Source organism: Waterburya sp., assembly GCF_058530065.1.
Genome location: NZ_JBZNBU010000310.1, coordinates 1 through 17,925 on the forward strand (window position 1 = coordinate 1; position 17,925 = coordinate 17,925).

At 38.2% G+C, this 17,925-nt stretch carries 14 protein-coding genes and 2 pseudogenes; 7 read left to right on the forward strand and 9 right to left on the reverse strand.

The features are described 5' to 3' along the window. A pseudogene (locus AC33VI_RS18415) lies at positions 1–1,098 on the reverse strand (DUF3536 domain-containing protein); the annotation flags it as partial. A 211-nt stretch (positions 1,099–1,309) separates the two neighbouring features. Continuing rightward, positions 1,310–1,417, reverse strand: a pseudogene (locus AC33VI_RS18420) (integrin alpha); the annotation flags it as partial. Positions 1,418–1,944: 527 nt separating this feature from the next. Between AC33VI_RS18420 and AC33VI_RS18425 the strand changes: the two are divergent. Both AC33VI_RS18425 and serS read left to right on the forward strand, forming a co-directional pair. Continuing rightward, a complete protein-coding gene (locus tag AC33VI_RS18425; RefSeq protein ID WP_491783721.1) occupies positions 1,945–2,913 on the forward strand; it encodes a hypothetical protein in 969 nt (322 codons plus the stop codon). Positions 2,914–2,982: 69 nt separating this feature from the next. Beyond that, on the forward strand, positions 2,983–4,263 hold the full coding sequence (gene serS, locus AC33VI_RS18430; RefSeq protein ID WP_491783722.1) for a serine--tRNA ligase: 1,281 nt from the start codon (positions 2,983–2,985) through the stop codon (positions 4,261–4,263). Positions 4,264–4,303: 40 nt separating this feature from the next. Here the strand turns inward: serS and AC33VI_RS18435 are convergent, their stop codons facing one another. Further along, on the reverse strand, positions 4,304–5,149 hold the full coding sequence (locus AC33VI_RS18435) for a YaaW family protein (RefSeq protein ID WP_491783723.1): 846 nt from the start codon (positions 5,147–5,149) through the stop codon (positions 4,304–4,306). 120 nt (positions 5,150–5,269) lie between these two features. Then, entirely contained in the window at positions 5,270–6,565 is a 1,296-nt protein-coding gene (locus tag AC33VI_RS18440) for a serine/threonine protein kinase (protein ID WP_491783724.1), read from the reverse strand. A gap of 443 nt (positions 6,566–7,008) precedes the next feature. Between AC33VI_RS18440 and AC33VI_RS18445 the strand changes: the two genes are divergently transcribed. The 4 genes from AC33VI_RS18445 to AC33VI_RS18460 all read left to right on the forward strand — a co-directional run bounded on the left by AC33VI_RS18445 (position 7,009) and on the right by AC33VI_RS18460 (position 9,970). Further along, the gene (locus AC33VI_RS18445; protein WP_491783725.1) at positions 7,009–7,488 is read left to right on the forward strand and encodes a response regulator; all 480 of its coding nucleotides are present in this window, start codon (positions 7,009–7,011) and stop codon (positions 7,486–7,488) included. Continuing rightward, positions 7,481–9,196 carry a putative bifunctional diguanylate cyclase/phosphodiesterase gene (locus AC33VI_RS18450; RefSeq protein WP_491783726.1) on the forward strand — a complete coding sequence of 572 codons (1,716 nt, stop codon included), beginning with the start codon at positions 7,481–7,483 and terminating at the stop codon, positions 9,194–9,196. Before AC33VI_RS18445 ends, AC33VI_RS18450 begins: the two co-directional genes overlap by 8 nt. 166 nt (positions 9,197–9,362) lie before the next feature. Beyond that, complete coding sequence (locus AC33VI_RS18455; protein ID WP_491783727.1) at positions 9,363–9,653, forward strand: hypothetical protein; 291 nt, start codon at positions 9,363–9,365, stop codon at positions 9,651–9,653. A gap of 20 nt (positions 9,654–9,673) precedes the next feature. Next, positions 9,674–9,970, forward strand: coding sequence for a DUF3288 family protein (locus AC33VI_RS18460; protein ID WP_491783728.1), 297 nt, complete (start codon positions 9,674–9,676; stop codon positions 9,968–9,970). A gap of 80 nt (positions 9,971–10,050) precedes the next feature. On the opposite strand, the gene AC33VI_RS18465 is transcribed toward AC33VI_RS18460, so the two are convergent. From AC33VI_RS18465 to AC33VI_RS18485, 5 genes are all read right to left on the reverse strand, one after another. Continuing rightward, positions 10,051–11,481 (reverse strand): GAF domain-containing SpoIIE family protein phosphatase, encoded by a 1,431-nt coding sequence (locus tag AC33VI_RS18465; RefSeq protein ID WP_491783729.1) that lies wholly within the window; start codon positions 11,479–11,481, stop codon positions 10,051–10,053. Between the two features lie 249 nt (positions 11,482–11,730). Further along, positions 11,731–13,209 carry a signal recognition particle-docking protein FtsY gene (gene ftsY, locus AC33VI_RS18470; RefSeq protein ID WP_491783730.1) on the reverse strand — a complete coding sequence of 493 codons (1,479 nt, stop codon included), beginning with the start codon at positions 13,207–13,209 and terminating at the stop codon, positions 11,731–11,733. Positions 13,210–13,353: 144 nt separating this feature from the next. Beyond that, positions 13,354–14,445, reverse strand: coding sequence for a redox-regulated ATPase YchF (ychF, locus tag AC33VI_RS18475; protein ID WP_491783731.1), 1,092 nt, complete (start codon positions 14,443–14,445; stop codon positions 13,354–13,356). Between the two features lie 24 nt (positions 14,446–14,469). Further along, on the reverse strand, positions 14,470–15,192 hold the full coding sequence (locus AC33VI_RS18480; RefSeq protein WP_491783734.1) for a response regulator transcription factor: 723 nt from the start codon (positions 15,190–15,192) through the stop codon (positions 14,470–14,472). Between the two features lie 313 nt (positions 15,193–15,505). Next, the gene (locus tag AC33VI_RS18485) at positions 15,506–16,507 is read right to left on the reverse strand and encodes a glycosyltransferase family 2 protein (protein ID WP_491783732.1); all 1,002 of its coding nucleotides are present in this window, start codon (positions 16,505–16,507) and stop codon (positions 15,506–15,508) included. A 376-nt stretch (positions 16,508–16,883) separates the two neighbouring features. Between AC33VI_RS18485 and AC33VI_RS18490 the strand changes: the two genes are divergently transcribed. Continuing rightward, positions 16,884–17,780 (forward strand): MerR family transcriptional regulator, encoded by an 897-nt coding sequence (locus AC33VI_RS18490; protein WP_491783733.1) that lies wholly within the window; start codon positions 16,884–16,886, stop codon positions 17,778–17,780. Positions 17,781–17,925: the final 145 nt, after the last annotated feature.

Here is a 17,925-nt window from a genome sequence, read left to right on the forward strand (position 1 = left end):
GCCACCGCTAGCGCAACCACAGTTATCTTGCCAGCGTCCGACTCCGTGAGCGCAACTCCAGGCAGTTACGGGTTTTAAGACTACTTCCCAAGTAGGGGGACAAATACTGAGGTAGTGGGCATAGTTGGTTACCGTCCAATTATAATGAGCAAATTGCTCGCTCAGGGCATAGGCAATACATTTTTCTGTTCCTCCTTTGTGGTGTCCGAAAGTTTCTCCATCGGTAGCCACGCTAATAATTTGCGAAAGGCGATCGTCACCTCGGATTGCTCGTCCCATTCTGGCAGAAAAGGTATCGACAGTTTCCAACAGATCCTCAAACCCTAAAGCGCGGGAAATTGGCCCATCATAGAAGAAAATATCAATATAGCGATCGCCCACAAAACAACGATAGGGACGAGTGGGATCGATTTGCGATCCCCCTACTTCAATCCATTCGTTTTCAGTTTCTAATTCTTTATCTTCAGTAATTAAAGGACGACATCTTTCTGCTTGGGAAGGAGCAAGAATAATAAATTTAATCTCCTCTTCAATCAAAGCTTCTAGGGTAGGATAGTCTACCGCAGTTTCTGCCAACCACATCCCTTCGGGATCGCGTCCAAAACGAGAACGAAAATCTTCTTTACCCCAACGAATTTGCGTAATCTTATCTCTTTGATTAGCTAGAGGCAAAATAATGTGATTGTAGACTTGAGCGATCGCATTGCCATGCCCGTTTAGTCTTTCGCTACTCTGGCGATCTGCTTCTAGAATCCGCTGATAGACTTCGGGATCGTATTTTTCTAGCCAAGACATTAAAGTCGCGCCAATATTAAAACTTAAATATTCAAAGTTATTAACGATCCCAATTACTTCCTGGTTGTGATTGAGGATGCGAGCAAAGGCGTTAGGACGATAACATTCATGATGGATGCGTTCGTTCCAATCATGGTATGGTTGCGCGCTTGGTTGTCTTTCAATCGTGTTGAGATAGGGATTTTCTCTAGGTGGTTGGTAAAAATGACCGTGAACTGTAATATATACGCCTTGGGCAGTTTTCAGGGGATCGTTAGTAGCTTGAATTGCCGAACTAAGATTCTGGGGTGCAGTAGAAACCATAAAAAAATACTCTCAGATATATGCAGTTAATTGAATAATTGAAGAATTGAAATATAGTGCGGGATGGATTTACCAAAACCAAGACTTATTATTTTGTCCGATTTTTTTAATATGTATCGAATTTCTGTCCTTATTTAAACTTAGATTACTCTCAATTAACTGCTTTGTAAGATAAATCAATAAACTTTTAAGAAAGTTTGGATATTTATTAATCGGCTGCTGGCGCGCCAATTAATAAATCGTCGATACCATCCCCATTAATATCCCCTGCATTGCTTACAGAACGTCCAGAGCGATCGCCTGCATCGATACCGTTCAGGTTGACGCTTTATTTGTTATTTTTTTAGAGGAAATAGAAATATCTTTTGACGCGGAGATATTTTGAGGTTTTATTAGTTCGTTTTTATAAGATTTTTTTTGTGGTTAAAAATACTGAAAAAACAAGATACTTTTATTCAGATTTATATTTGCTTGTAGTTAGATTAACTTATGTTGTTTCCTTTAGATGTAAAAAATAAGTAAAGTTTTTGATAATTTATCATAGTTGAATGAAGTATTTTACAAAGCAATATTGAAAATAACAATTATTATCAGATAATAGAATTAGATGATAAATCAGTGTTTAAGAACTATTCAGAATAGTCGATCGCAAAACATACGAATATGAGCTATAAAACCAAGCTTAATTGTCGATCAAAACTTGATGTATTTTTAACTCATTACTGATTATTTGTTACTTCTGGATCGGGATGATAAAGCGATCGCACCATTCGTAGTTGCAAAAAACTAAACTAGGAAACATATAAAAACTTTTAGTCGTCTTATTATTTATCTAGATCTATATTTATGTGGTTAGTTGCAACAGGATTATTTCTGGAAACCCAAATAAACTTTCTCGAACCAATAGAGATCGAACCCAACTTTTCTCTCTCTCAAAGTCAAGAGTCTAGAAAAATGGTGCAGCCTTTTCTGGTTGCGACTCCTACGAATCTAGAATCTGAAGCAAGCTATCAGCCCAATTTAATTTCTGGCTTCGCCATCGATCAAAGTTCTTCTCAACTGGTTAGTACCAATCTGAATGCTTTTGAACCAGAGTCTAGTCCTTTTAAAGCTGGCAGAACATCTTGGCAAACCAAGACTAGTATTGGTTCTCTAGGATTGAATGGGAAATTTAACAATCGAGCAGAATTCACTAAAGGCAAAGCTTTTTGGAATGCTCAAACTAAATTAGGTGCGGTGAATCTAAGTCTTAATCTAAATCGAGAATTTAAACCAATTCAAAACGTTGCTGCTTGGCAAGCCGATACTTTGTTGGGTTCTCTCGTAGTAGAAGGCAAATTTAATGAAGAAATTACTTTTACTGGAGGTAATACCGCTTGGAAAGCCAAAACTAAATTAGGTGCGATCGCTGTCAAAGGAAACTTTGATCAAGAAACCACCTTTACGGGAGGCAATATTAAGGTATCAACCACAACCTTTTTCGGTTCTCTAGCTGCGGATCTCAAATTAGATGAAGAAACCCACTTTAAAGGGGGTAATGCTTCCTGGGATGCCAATCTTTTATTTGGTTCTAATATTGGGGTGAGTGGAGAGTTCGATCAAGATACTGTCTTCACTGGCGGAAGTTTGAAACTAGGGGCGAAGACAGCTTTAGGCACTTTAGGAGTCAAGGCAAATGTAGATCGAGAAACTTCTTTTACAGGGGGAAGTGCTTTTTGGAAAGCGAAAACTGGACTGGGTTCGATAGGTTTAAATGCGGAATTAGAAAAAGATGGGGAGTTTGAATCCAGTATTAAATTACAAATTCCTTTTTAACTTTAGAGATCGAAAACAAGATATCCTAGCATAGAGAAAAAAGCCAATGATTTAAGTAAGAGAAAAGCGGTGCTAGACCTAAAATTAATTCGAGCCAATCCCGAAAAAATCCAAGAGTTAATCGATCGCCGTAATGGTAGTTATGACATTAGCGCGATCGTGAAATTAGATCGCTCCTCTAGGGAATTAGAAACCAACCGCAGTCAACTCAGCGCGCGGGGTAATGAAATTGGCAAACTCATTGGCAAAAAAATTGGTAGTGGTAGCAATCCTCAAGGAGAAGAGATCGCCCAGCTTAAAGCTGAAGGGAATGAAATAAAAACCAAACTCAGCGAACTAGAACCCCAGGAAAAAGACTTAAAAGCCAAAATTGAAGCTTTACTTTTAGAATTGCCCAATCTCCCCGATGAATCCGTTCCCGTCGGTAAAGGGGAAGAAGAAAACGTAGAAATCAAACGCTGGGGCGATGAATATATCTCCAGCAATACTAATGTTTTGCCCCACTGGGAAATTGGCGAAAAATTAGGAATTTTAGAATTTAAACGTGCGGTGAAAGTTGCCCAAAGTCGTTTTGTTAATTTGGTAGGCGCGGGTGCAGCCTTAGAAAGAGCCTTAATTAATTTTATGCTCGATACTCAAATTGCGGCTGGCTATCAAGAAGTTATGCCTCCCGTATTGGTCAATAGTGCATCCCTACAAGGCACTAGTCAATTACCCAAGTTTGCTGAAGATAGCTTTAAATGTACCAGTGATGATTTATGGCTCACTCCCACAGCAGAAGTACCCGTAACTAATTTATATCGGGATGAAATAATTGAAGATAGTCAATTGCCGATTCATCACTGCGCTTATACTCCCTGTTTTCGTCGCGAAGCGGGGAGTGCGGGCAAAGACAGTCGGGGTTTAATCAGGCTACATCAATTTAACAAAGTAGAACTGGTTAAAGTAGTCGCCCCCGAAACTTCTGATGCCGAACATCAAGCATTGGTCGAAAATGCCGAAGCAATTTTACAAGCTTTAAAATTACCCTATCGCATTCTAGAGTTGTGTACTGGAGACATTGGTTTTGGGGCTGCTAAATGTTATGACCTAGAAGTTTGGCTGCCTGCTGCCCAAATGTACCGAGAAATTTCTAGTTGTTCTAATTTTAGAGATTTTCAAGCCCGTCGCGCTAACATCCGCTTTAAACAGGCAGGAAAAAAAGGTACGCAATACGTCCACACTCTTAATGGTTCGGGATTGGCAATTGGTAGAACTATGGCAGCAGTTTTAGAAAACTATCAACAAGAAGACGGTACTGTAAAAATTCCCGAAGTCCTTCAGCCCTATATGAAACGGGAAATTTTGTAAGGGTAACTGGAATATTCTATTATCGATCTCTGATTTATATTTAGCCTCCGATAGCTAAATAGTCTCCCCTAATTAGGCGGATTTGCGCCAAGGTGAAAACAATGGGAATGACTCTAGAGTAATTGGTAGCGATCGCCTTCCAGCCTAAATCTGCTAGAAAATAGCTCCATACAATTGGTCCTAACAAGCTGAAAATCCCCCTAGTTGCTCCATAACGGGCAGCATTAGCTGCCATGCCCTTTTTAGCTGCTTGTAATGCTAATTGATTGCTCAAACCAACTACCGCAGTCGTTCCCCCTTTAATTATTGCTGTTTTGGCAGCTTGATAGGTGGCAAAATGAAGGGCGAATTGCTTGGCAATATGTTTTAACAACCAAGATTTTAAAATGCTGCTAGCTGCTACAATCCCCGTACCCTTCAAGAGAATCTTGACGGGATTATTCTGCCAGCCCAAAGGTAAAGGTTCTGGTGGCGTTGATGCTGCTAAAGCTCGACCGATTTGTACTTGAAGGGACGATTGTTCTTGAGGGGGTAATTTATCCCAAGCTTTTGTAACTAAATGTAAAAAAATTTCTGCCTCAATATCGGTGGCAGTCATTCGGTGAGAGTAAGGAATTTTAAGATAGTGACAAATTTTAATTAATATTTCTCGATAAGATACTTCTTGGGTGCGTCCTCGCAATACCGTGAGACCATCTGCTGCTAGGTAGCGGACTCGGCGATCGAGATCGTCTAGCCACACATCCCAATCTTGGCTTTGAACGTATAGTGGCTCTGGAGTTTGCCAGTAATCTAGAGGATTGAAACGACGGCGAAATAATATTTGTGTGATTTGTTGTAATTCTTCTTCTGTTGCTAAAGCTAGTCCTGCGGTTAATTCGTCCAATTTCTCTTCCTCCACAACACCCGTATCTTACGAGTTTTTTTTAAATCGGCAAGCTTTCATTTTGGATTATAGCGGAGACTTTTAGACATAACACAACTGGTATTGATTTTTATCGTTGGCTCAAGTTAATTTTAAACCCAGAACGATTCCTAAAGCGATCGCTGTTGACAAAAAACTAATTTTAAGTTGAAAGCTTTTTTGTTTGAATGGGGGAATTTGCCACCAAAAATAGGAAAAAATCAATAATTCGGCGATCGCAGTCATTCCTGCAATATCCACTGCTTCTCCTTGACCCCAAATAAAACCACTAGCCGCGACTAAAAATATCGGAACTCCTATGGCTAAAACTCCTCCCTGAACCCTGGCTTGGGGTTCTATCTTGGCTATGGCTACTGCGCCTAATTGAGCAACGGCAATTACCATTGCTGCTACTACAGCGATCGCTATATTAACTATATTTGATTCTAGATTGTGGTCGATAAAATTTAGTCCCCAGACTGATATTCCACTCAAACTAGTAATTGTTAAAGTCCCCAGGGCTAAAACAGGATTACTCAGTTTGTTTGGTGGTAAATCGGGAATAATTGTCAGCTTTTCCTGATTTTCTAAATTTTCTAAATCTACTGCCAATAAAGCATCCCTCGCAACTATGGCATTCTCAAAACGTTGGCTGGCTTTAGCATTGGTCATTTTGACCAGCCAATCGAACAAACCGCGATTTAATTGAGGAAAAATCCTCTTGAGATTCAACTGATAGGGGTCATCCGTCGATGCTAGCTCGCGAATTTCATTAATAGTTTTGTGGGATAACAGACAGACAAAAGTCACTCCCAAGCTATATATATCTGAAGCAAGGGTAGGTTTAATAATTTGTTCGGGAGCAATGAATCCAGGAGTGCCACGAAAAACACTACTTCCCGTAACTTCTTTGCTACCTAAACTAGCAAAGCCAAAATCAATTATGTAAGGATTCAATTCTGAATCTAAAAGAATATTCTCTGGTTTAAGATCGCGATGAACGACTGGTGGCGTTTGTTGTTGTAAATAAATTAAGATCTCTAAAATTTTGAGAAAAATTTCTTTAAGTTCGGTTAATGTTAGTTGATCGCACTCCTGAAGATTAGGCGCAGCGATATATTCTTGAATCAAACAAAAACCATTTTTTGTTTCAATAGTATCTAAATACCGAGGAATGCCATCACAATCTAATTGTTTGAGAATCTCGATCTCTCGTTGGTATGCTTGGTAACCCGACCAATTTGCATTGACTGTAGCAAAACAGAATTGTTTAATAACTACTATTTCCTGGCTAATTAAATTAACGCCTTTCCACGTGATACGACCTCCTTCTCGATTGCATCCTAATTGGCGATCGATTTGATATCCATATTTTGTTAGGTCTGGCAGATCGTTCATTTTAAGCTTTTATTTCAATAGTTTTTTGATTTTAGTTGATTAATTTTGTGACCCACAGTCTCTTAAGCAAAATTATTTGAATTAGATACAGTTATTTTCTGTTTAGCTTTTAATTTATCGATTAAACTAACAAACTAAAAAAACTAATAAAAAATGCTGGAATTAAATTAAAATTTAATATTAAGTCCTTTAAACAAAATCTTGCTACTGCTAGCTTTGTTTGTCGAAATCAGTCTTTTTTTTGTATTTTGATGTATTATAAGATACGAAAAAAAAATAGATTATAAGCTAGAAAAAATAAGCTTAAATTACTTCATTTATTATTTAGAAAATGTAAAGTTTAACTTAATTTTACGTTTTACGATCGTAATTATGATCGAAATTCCCTTTTGGTCGGGAAGGCTCAAAAGACAGTCGATCTAAATCTAGATTAAAAATATTATATGTCAGTTAAAAATATACTATTAGTAGAAGACAATCCCGACGATCGCGAATTGATGAGATTGGCTTTTGTCAGAGAAAAAATTCCCCACCACCTAACGATAGTCTCTGATGGCCTAGAAGCTTTAAATTATTTAACAGAACAAGATACTTTGGGTGATGATTCGAGTCAAGCTTCAGAGAAGGAAAATTCTCGTCTTCCCCCCGCTCTCATCCTACTGGATTTGAATTTACCCAAAATAAATGGTATTGAAGTTTTGCGTCGTATCCGCGCCCATCCTAAAACTAAATTATTACCAGTCGTAATAATTAGCTCCTCAAATGAGCCACAAGACCTAATTGACAGTTATATTAATGGTTGCAATAGTTATGTTCGCAAACCAATTCACTTTACTCAATTACAAAAATTTGTTAGAGAAATAAGTACCTATTGGTTGACGATTAATCAGCTACCACCAGTTTCTGGAGTCCTAAATGAGTAAACTTCTGCGAGTCTTAATTGTCGAAGATTCAGAAGATGATGCCGAACTACTAGCCATCGAACTAGAACGTGGCGGTTACGAAGTTATTTACCAAAGAGTAGATACTAAGACAGATATGGAGTCTGCCTTAAAAAAATGTGCTGTCTGGGATATTATTTTAGCTGATTATTCCATGCCTCAGTTCAATGCAATTGCTGCTCTTAATTTACTTAAGGAATGGAATCTCGACCTACCTTTTGTGATTATTTCGGGCAAAATTGGCGAAGATACCGCTGTCGCAGCCATGAAAGCAGGAGCGCATGATTATTTAGTTAAAGGCAAACTAGCTCGTCTCATTCCCGCCGTAGAAAGAGAATTGAGAGAGGCAATTTTAAGAGAAGAATACCGCGCTGCCCAACAAAGGTTGAGATATCTAGCTTTTTACGATAATTTAACAGGTTTGCCCAATCGCACTCAGTTTATCGAGTATTTAAGCAAAGAAATAGCTTTATCGGCAGAATTAAACTCTAATAGCCATTTATTTGCTGTTCTTCTGTTGAGTATCGATCGCTTTCGCAGTATAAAGCAAAGTTTGGGCTATGAAATCGGCGATCGACTTTTAAAAGGAGTAGCTTGCCGTTTAAAAAAGTATATACAAGAAGAAGATTCGAGCATTGTTGCCAGAATCAGTGAAGATGAATTTGCCTTATTAATCAATAATATTAAAAATACAGAAGATATTCTTAATCGAGCCGAAAAGATTTATCGTCAATTGATCCAACCTTTTGCCATTGGCAATAGTACGGTATGCTCTACCGTCAGCATTGGTATTGCTCTCAAGGACAATAACGAGCAAGATCCTGACAAACTGTTGCAATCGGCGGATACTGCAATGCAATATGCCAGGGTCAATTTTGTCAAAACTTCGGTTTTATTTGACCAAAAAATGCAAAGCAATGCCGTCGAAAAAATACAATTGGAAAATGACCTGCAACAAGCAATTAATAACAAACAACTATTTTTAAAATACCAGCCGATAGTTTCTCTACAAACAGGTAAGGTTTCCTGTTTAGAAGCTTTAGTGAGATGGAATCATAATTCTTTGGGGACAATCCCGCCAGATAAATTTATTCCTATTTCTGAGGAAACTGGACAAATCATTGCTTTGGGGGAATGGGTACTTTCAGAAGCTTGCTATCAACTGGTTGCTTGGCAAAAATCTTTTGCCAATAACTTGCCTTTTACGATCAGTATTAATTTATCTCGCATCCAAATTTATCATCCAGAATTAATTCCCCAAATAGATTGCCTTTTAGAAACTTTAAATCTAGCAGGTCAAAATATAAAATTAGAAATTACCGAAAGTACGTTGATGGAAAATACAACTGCAGTCACCAAAGTTTTGGAAAAACTCAAAGAGCGCGATATTAAATTATGTTTAGATGATTTTGGTACTGGTTATTCATCTTTGAGTTATTTGCGTTATTTACCCGTCGATACAGTCAAAATAGACCGCTCTTTTATTACACCTGAAATTAATAATACTGACTACGATATTCTCAAAGCAATTATTGACCTAGCTCACAGTTTAGATTTAGATATAATCGCTGAAGGCATTGAAACCGAAGCTCAAAGAGATATTTTAAAAGGTTTGGGTTGTGAATACGGACAAGGATATTTATTTGCCTATCCTTTGAACAGTAATGATGTTTTAAGCCTAGTCGAATAGCATAATAACCTATGACTATTTCTTTGATAGTAAAGCTGGTGAAGTATTTTTGATAAATTTGTTGTGTCTCCAACAAAATAAGACTGGAAATATGCTAGCTTATGAATTAAATTAAGTAACTTCATGCTTTAAGAAGTTTAGTTTTATTTAGCACAAAGTACCCATAGTGAATCCTTTATTGGCAAAATTTTTCAGAGCGGTATACCGAAAAGAACCTATTTCTGGCTTTATCCTCATTTTGGGCTTGACTGATGCTTTAATTGGAGGATTTGGTGGACGTGGTGGTTTACTATCTATTGGTTTAATTGTTGCTTTGTTGGCAATAATTATGCGCTGGAAACAAGGAACTAGAAAAAAATCTAGAGCGATCGCAACCCAACCCGTAAAATATCTCTTACCTCCTGGATCTACTCGCCAACCCCTACCTTTATTAACTAGTAGCAAACGTCGTCAATAATTAAAATATTAATTGATTAAATGACCAAGGAGAATGTCGAGCAAAAACATCCCCAGAACAAAAAAGATCGGGCAACTGTAGACAGTTTGTTACAAGTAACTTCCAATCCTGGCGATCGCGATTTAGTCGAGTTAGCTCGTTTGATTATTCGCTATCGCGATTTTCCTGGGGCGCGGGATATTCAACGGGATTTGCAATCTGTTTTAAATAATTGGCAGCTAGAAGAAGAAGAACTATATCGCCAAACTCGAATTATTCACGCCCAAGGTACTGTATATCGACGTACTGCTACGGGAGAACAACAAGATTGGACGTGATTTATCGTCATGTCTTGATCAAATTACCCATTATCCAACCCTGACTATCAAATTAAATTGATTTTGCGAGACTACTTAATTTAATCGTCGGATTTAATTTGCATCACAATAGAGGTCATATCGTCTCCACATTGATTGTTTGTACCGCTAAATTGCTTCACTTGATAGAAAACATGGTCTAATATTTCTTCTGGGGTTTCTAGATGCTGACAAGCCCATTTAAAGCAAAGATGGAGGTTTTCTTCATCAAAGCGATCGCCTTCTTCGTTGGCTGCATCGGTAAAACCATCGGTGTAATAAATAATTGTGTCTCCAGGAGCAAGCTGCACCACAGCATCTTCATATTCCGATTCCATGTCCAAACCGATTAACATTCCCCAACTATCCAGCTTTTCAATTTGATTAGTTGCTTTGCGCCACAATAAAGGAGGATTGTGAGCAGCATTGGTGAAGGCGAGAGTTTGTTTTTTAGGGTCGTACTCCGAGTAAAACATACTCACAAAACGGTGAGAATTTTCCAGATCGGCATACATTACGCGATTGAGGTGGCGCATAATTTGGGCGGGAGAATTGCGATTTAATACTTCAGCCCGTAGCATACCTCTAGTCATGGTCATAATCAATCCTGCGGGGACACCTTTACCCATGACATCGCCGATCACAATACTCCAAGGAACATCAGAATCTGATTCTTGCTGGCTAATTTCTAGGCGATCGTAATTAGTAGGAATAAAATCATAATAATCGCCTCCGACGCGATTGGCGGTTTCGCATTTAGCAGCGATCGCCACCCCCTTGATTTGAGGACATTTACTGGGCAGCAGACGTAATTGAATTTCCGAAGCAATTTCCAATTCCCGATCTTGTCTTTCTTTAGAACGTAATTCTACTGTTAGCTCGTGATTGGCGATCGCAACTGCCGTTTGATCTGCTACTAATTGAGTTAGTTTTCTTCTCGTAGGATTCCAACTATATCCCTCATCAATGCTAAAAACAAAAAGACGACCTTGTTCGACATTTTTAACTAAAATCGGAGTGCCAAAAAACTTAATTTTTGTTTCCAATTCAGTTAAACTTTGTTCTTCAATAATTTCTGAGAGTTTAGAGCAGAGCTTAACAGTTTGATCGCTATCTATTTGATGCTTGACGCGATCAAAAATTTGCCTGACTTCTAAGCCGACTTTATTATCCTGACAATGAATTTGTTCTAAATGAATTTGATTTCCTTTATATAATACTAAAGCTCCACCAATGGCATCGGTAACCCTAGCTGCCATCAAAGGAGTTAATTCTAGAAACTGATTCAAGTTACTAAAACTACGTAGGGCAAATCCCAAGGAGCTCAATAAGTCTTGAATTTTATTTTGTTCTCTTTGGAGATTAGCCACCAATTCCTTTAGTGCCATAATAGGATTAATTTCATCGTCAGAAGAAGGATTAATACTATTATTTTCTTGAGAGGGATGGCTATGAGAAGACGTGACAGTCATTGCCTCTACAAATTTAGACATTAGTTTTTCAGTTCATTAGTCACAAATACAATCAAAGTATGGCAACAATAAGTATATTTTAGGAAATACATTTTCAATGATTTATCAACCGTTTTTATTAATGGTTATCTGGCGATCTATTAATAAAAGTAGTATTTATATTTCATCTATCTGAATATTTAGTTGATTTATGATAACTCGAAATAGCTAATACGCCAAGAAATTCAATCTAATCTTTTTAATCTATGGATAGAAATCAATGTATTTTAATTAACCATTGAGTAGAGCTTCAACAAATTCATAACTGGAAAAAGGTCTTAAATCTTCAATTCCTTCCCCAGCACCAATAAAGCGAATCGGCAAATTTAGTTGTTGAGCTACTGCTAGAGCGACACCACCCTTAGCACTGCCATCTAGCTTGGTCAATACCACACCACTTAGGTTTGCTGCTTCAGAAAATACTTGAGCTTGACGCAAACCATTTTGACCTAAAGTTGCATCTAATACTAGTAAAGATTCTACTTTAGCATCGCTAGCTTTTTTGTCTATAATGCGACGGATCTTAGCTAATTCTGCCATCAAATTTTGTTTATTTTGCAATCTACCTGCCGTATCCACCAGCAATAATTCTGTATCTTTGGCTTTAGCAGCAGTAATGGCATCAAATACTACTGCCGCAGGATCGGTATTTTTTCCTGGATTTGCTACTACGGGGGTATCAGTACGCTCCCCCCAAACTTGAACTTGTTGTACGGCAGCAGCACGAAAAGTATCGGCAGCAGCAATCATACATTTATAGCCAGATTTTTGACCGAGATTGGCTAGCTTACCAATAGTAGTAGTTTTACCCGCCCCATTTACTCCTGTCAAGAGCCAAATATTAAATTCTCCTTCTTCGGGGACAAAGGCTGTATCTTTTTGTCCTTCTAAGGGTTTATCGAGAATATCCTGCAAAATAGTTTTAAGATAAGCGATCGCACCATCGGGAGGCAAGGCTTCTTCTTTTAGTTTGACTTGTAAGGTTTCAATAATATAGTCTGTGGCTTCGATTCCTACATCGGCTTGTAGTAATAGAGCCTCAATTTCCATTACTGCATCGTCGTTAAGAGGACCTTTGCCCACAATCGATTTGAGTTGGTTAACTAAACCAATCCGAGTTTTACCCAAACCCTGACGCAGTTTAGTCAGCCAGCTAATTTCTTCTTCGGAGACATCTTCGGCAGATCTGCCACTTTTGGCTAATACTTGAGAAGACCAGACGAAATCTTCATCTAGTTCTACTTCTATTTCTTCCTCCTCTTCTTCTGGGGTTTCAATTGCCGTTTCTTTAAGCTTTTCTAATCCCTGAGACTTTTGCATCCAAACAGGAACATTTGCTGGGGGTTTTGTTTCTGTTTCTATCTCTGTTTCAGTTTCAGCTTCTACTTCGGCAATAATTTCTTCAGTCTCTTCTACTTCGGTAACTTCTTCTGTTGCAGTATTGTCTGTAGTTGCTTCTACTTCTTCTATCTGTTCTTCTGATTCTGCTTCTATAGTTTCTTCGGTTGCGGTTTCTGCTTTTTCTGCTTCTCCTTTTCGCTCCTGAATATTTTTATAAGCAGCTTTGGCAAAAGCAAGATAATCAGGTTCGGCTATTTCACTACCAGATTCTTTAGCCGACTCTGTAGTTACTTCGGGTTGAGTTTCAGCAGGAGTAGTTTCCGATTGTTTTTGCTTTGCTTTTTCGTTGCGGCGAAACCAATTAAACATTATGTCAGAAGAAGATAAACCTTAGTATTATTTCCTAACGATAATACCAAGGTTCGCTCGATTATTGATTTAATCACTTAGTGGTAATTTCACCACCTCGTCACTCAGTTTCATAAAGCATGATAATATCACCAAGTTCTGAATTTAACCACCAATGCGGAATTCAATTACATCCCCTTCTTGAACCACATAATCTTTTCCTTCCAGGCGTAATAAACCTTTTTCTCTGGCTGCGCTTTTTGAGCCTGTTTCAACTAAATCTTCATAGCTGATGGTTTCGGCTTTAATAAATTTTTTCTCAAAATCCGTATGAATTACGGCGGCTGCTTGGGGTGCTTTCATTCCCGCAATAATCGTCCAGGCACGACTTTCGGTTTCTCCTGTGGTTAAGTAAGTCCGTAAGCCTAACAGGTCGTAAGTAGCTCTAATTAATGATTTTAGACCTCCTTCTTCTACCCCCAAAGCTTCGAGAAAGTCTTTGGTTTCTGCTTCAGAAAGTTCGATCAATTCCGACTCTACTTGAGCCGAAACTACGACAACTTTGGCATCTTCATCGTTAGCAAATTCGCGGACAGATTCAACCCAATCGTTACCGTCAGCCAAATCGTCTTCGGAGACGTTAGTAGCGTAGATAATTGGTTTATTACTGAGCAATCCTAAAGGTTTAATCATCAACTGCTCTTCTTCAGACAAGTCCATACTGCGGACAGATTGACCATCGTTAAGTACAGTACTAATTCTATTTAATAGTTCGACTTCTGCTTGGGCATTTTTGTCGTTTTTAGCTGATTTGCGTTGCTTGGCAATACGTTTTTCTATTTGAGCTAAATCCGCTAAAACTAGTTCCAGATTGATTACTTCAATATCTCGCACGGGATCGACAGAACCAGATACGTGAATGATATCGTCGTCATCAAAACAACGCACCATATGAACGATGGCATCAACTTCGCGAATATTAGACAAAAATTGATTGCCCAATCCTTCTCCTTTACTCGCGCCTTTAACTAATCCTGCAATATCAACAAACTCGATTCTCGTGGGGACAATTTTTTGGGAGTTGGATAGTTTTGCCAGTACATCTAAACGATTATCGGGAACAGATACTACGCCGACGTTGGGTTCGATAGTACAAAAAGGAAAATTAGCTGCATCGGCTTTGGCATTGGCAACCAAAGCATTAAACATAGTAGATTTACCCACATTGGGCAATCCGACGATTCCTGCTCTTAACATGACGGCTTGTGTAGACTTTTAGATTCAGTCTGCCAATTTTACTTTATTGCAACTAGATAACTCAAACATATAACCCCTACCCCAGACGGTTTTAATATATTCGCCGTTAACATCGCCAATTTTTTTACGGATGCGACCGATGTGAATATCTACTTTGCGGTCGTCTCCATCGTAGTCGTCTTTGTTCCAAATTGCAGAAATTAACTCTCCTCGATCCCAAACGCGGTTAGGATTGTTGGCTAGAAAATATAACAAATCGAATTCTAATGCCGTTAAGGGAATAGTACGGTTATTTAAAATTACTTCGCGACGATAAAAATTAATTTGAAGATTATCTAAAATAATAGAATTATTAGTATTTGTAGAAGTTAGCTCTACCGTAGATCTTCTAAATAAAGCTTCAACTCTAGCTTTTAATATTTGTAAGTCAAAAGGTTTAGTAATATAATCATCTGCGCCCCTGGCAAATGCTTCTAAGACATAGGAATTATCTGTCATAGAACTCAACATAATAATTCTGACATTAGTTTGGCTCATTTCTTCACAGAGAGTAAGTCCAGTATCATCGGGAAGATTGATATCAAGAAACACTAAATCTGGTTGAAAACTTTGAAATTTTTCTCTGGCGATCGCGCAATTGGGAGCAATCTCTGTAATGTAGTTATTGTAACTAAGGAATCTATCGATTAGGTGTTGTAAAGCTCGATCGTCATCAACAATAAGTACTTTTTTTTTATTATTCTCCATCAAACTATTTTGATAGTAATTATTTAATAAATACACGGGAATATACCTATTTTATTAATTTAAGACTTTCAAAGAATATCAGAATAATTACTTACAATGCGATGTTTTTTTGGCTTTTTTACTCAATCTTTATAAAAAAACTCCCTTGTATAAAGTCAAGATTTAAAAAAAAATATTTTTCAGCTTAGTTATTGAAAGTTTTTTAGCAAAAAATTAAGTACTTTCACTTAGATAATATGCGATCGCCGATAGTGCTAGACTCAAGCCAAATCTACCAATATATCGACGATTGACCATTACTAATTAACAATTTTTACTGCTTACCAAAAATATTTCTAATGCGATAAATTGGTCTTCTTTGAGATTCGTGATAGGTACGCATTAAGAGTTCGGAGACCAAACCAAAACAAAATAATTGAACCCCAGTTAAAATCAATAATACCGCTAAAATTAGGAGCGGGCGATCGCCAATATTTTGGTTAAAAAAGAGCTTAACTATGGTTAAATACATACCCATTGCCACTCCAGTCGCCAAAGATATTACTCCCCCCAAACCAAAAACGTGCATCGGACGAGTTAAAAACTTTTTCATAAAGAAAACAGTCATCAAATCCATCACAACGCGAATTGTTCTACCTAAGCCATATTTACTCTGACCAAATCTTCTAGGGTGATGGCGCACTGGTACTTCAGCAATTCTTGCTCCTTCGATATAAGCCAAAGCAGGAAGAAAGCGGTGTAATTCTCCATAGAGATTCATATCCGCAACCAATTCTGCCCGATAGGCTTTGAGGGAACAGCCGTAATCGTGTAAAACTACTCCTGTCACTTTGGCAATAATAATATTGGCGATTTTGGAAGGTAGTAGTCGAGTTAAAGCAGCATCTTGTCTATTTTTGCGCCAACCGCTGACTAGATCGTATCCTTCATTGAGCTTGGCGAGCAACATAGGAATATCTGCTGGATCGTTTTGCAAATCCCCATCTAAGGTAACAATTATTTTCCCTCCCGCCGATTCAAATCCCGCAGCCATGGCAGCAGTCTGTCCGTAATTACGACGCAAAATTACTGCTTTTAGATCGATACGTCTTCTGGCAAGATTGGTTAACACTTCAGTCGAGCCGTCTTTTGAGCCATCATCGACACAAATTATTTCATAATTCAAGTTAGTTTCGACGACAGAATCGGCGATCGCATTAACCAAATGTTCGATACTTTCTGCTTCGTTATATATAGGTACGACTATGGATAAATCTAGGCTGGGAGAGTCGATCAGATGGGGAAGATCGCTATTTTTAATAGAGGGATAAGGCATAACAATATTGATAGTTTGAGGAATTTAACTAGGATACAATATTCTTTAAAATTGACCCACCACTCCGATCAATATCTAATACTAAGCTCGACTTGATCCATTTTCATTTACTGACAATCTTGAGTCTGCAACCCTTGTATTACAGTAGTTTGACTTTTTGCATATCACTACAATTTATGACCTTTAAAGAAAGGCAATTTTGAGATTTTGGATCAAGTCGAGCTTAGCATCGATCGCCATTTTACCTGTCTGACCATCGCTAAATGTGCTGGAAGAGATTCCCCCTGAATTAGTCACTAAAAACTAAAAACTAATACTTGACTTTTCCCTTACGGCAAAGTGTTAACTAGTAACAACAAAGATTTAGGGGTTGTTGATGCTAAAAATTAGTGACTTTGCTCAACTAAGTCGAATCTCTCCCAAAGCATTGCGTATATACGATCGCTTGGGCTTGTTAAAACCCATCAAAGTAGATAGTCAATCTAACTACCGTTATTATGCAGCAACCCAGTTACCCCGTCTGCATCGAATTTTAGTTTTCAAAGAACTAGGATTTTCTTTAGAACAAATTGGTTGTTTGCTGGACGAAAATATTTCTTTGACAGAGATTCGCGGAATGTTGCGCCTAAAACAAATAGAAATTCAAGAACGATTGGAAACAGATGCTTTGCGTCTCAATCGTCTCCAAATTCGCCTACAAGAATTAGAACAGGAGAAATCAATGTCTGACTATGAAGTAATTCTCAAACCTCTTTCCTCTCAGTTGGTTGCAGCCACTTTGGGAGTCATTCCCAACTTCGACGATTGTGCCCCCGTTATCGAAAGTATGTTCGATTTAGTTTACGGTTACGCCTTCGGTAATGGAGTCAAGGAAGTGGGTGCTGGCATCAATATTTATCACGAAACCAAACTAAGAGACAAACACATTCCCATTGAAACCGTAGTACCGATCGATCGCCAGATTCCCACAAGCGATAAGCCTATCCTAAAGGATACACCTTCGGCTAACGGCATAGCTTCGCAACGCATTTGGGTTTACGAACTACCAGAAGTGGAAACAGTAGCCTGCGTGGTGCATCAAGGATCTTTTGATTCGATCGGTCGAGCATATAACACTTTAATTGAGTGGGTTGGCAAACATGGATATCAAATATCAGGTTCGACTCGCGAAGTATACCTTCAATACGAACGAGATGGCGATACTGCCAATTATGTTACGGAAGTTCAAATTCCCGTAGAGAAAGAAGGAAAGAATTTTACTGGTGGCGGCTAATATTTAGGGCTTGCTGAAAAACTAAGATTTGAGAGGATATCTGTTGTAAAGCTATTAGCTATCAGCTTTCAGCTATTAGCTTTTAAGAAGCTAGTACATTTTATTTTGTTAAGTGCAAGAAAAATAACCTTGTTTATCAAAAAAC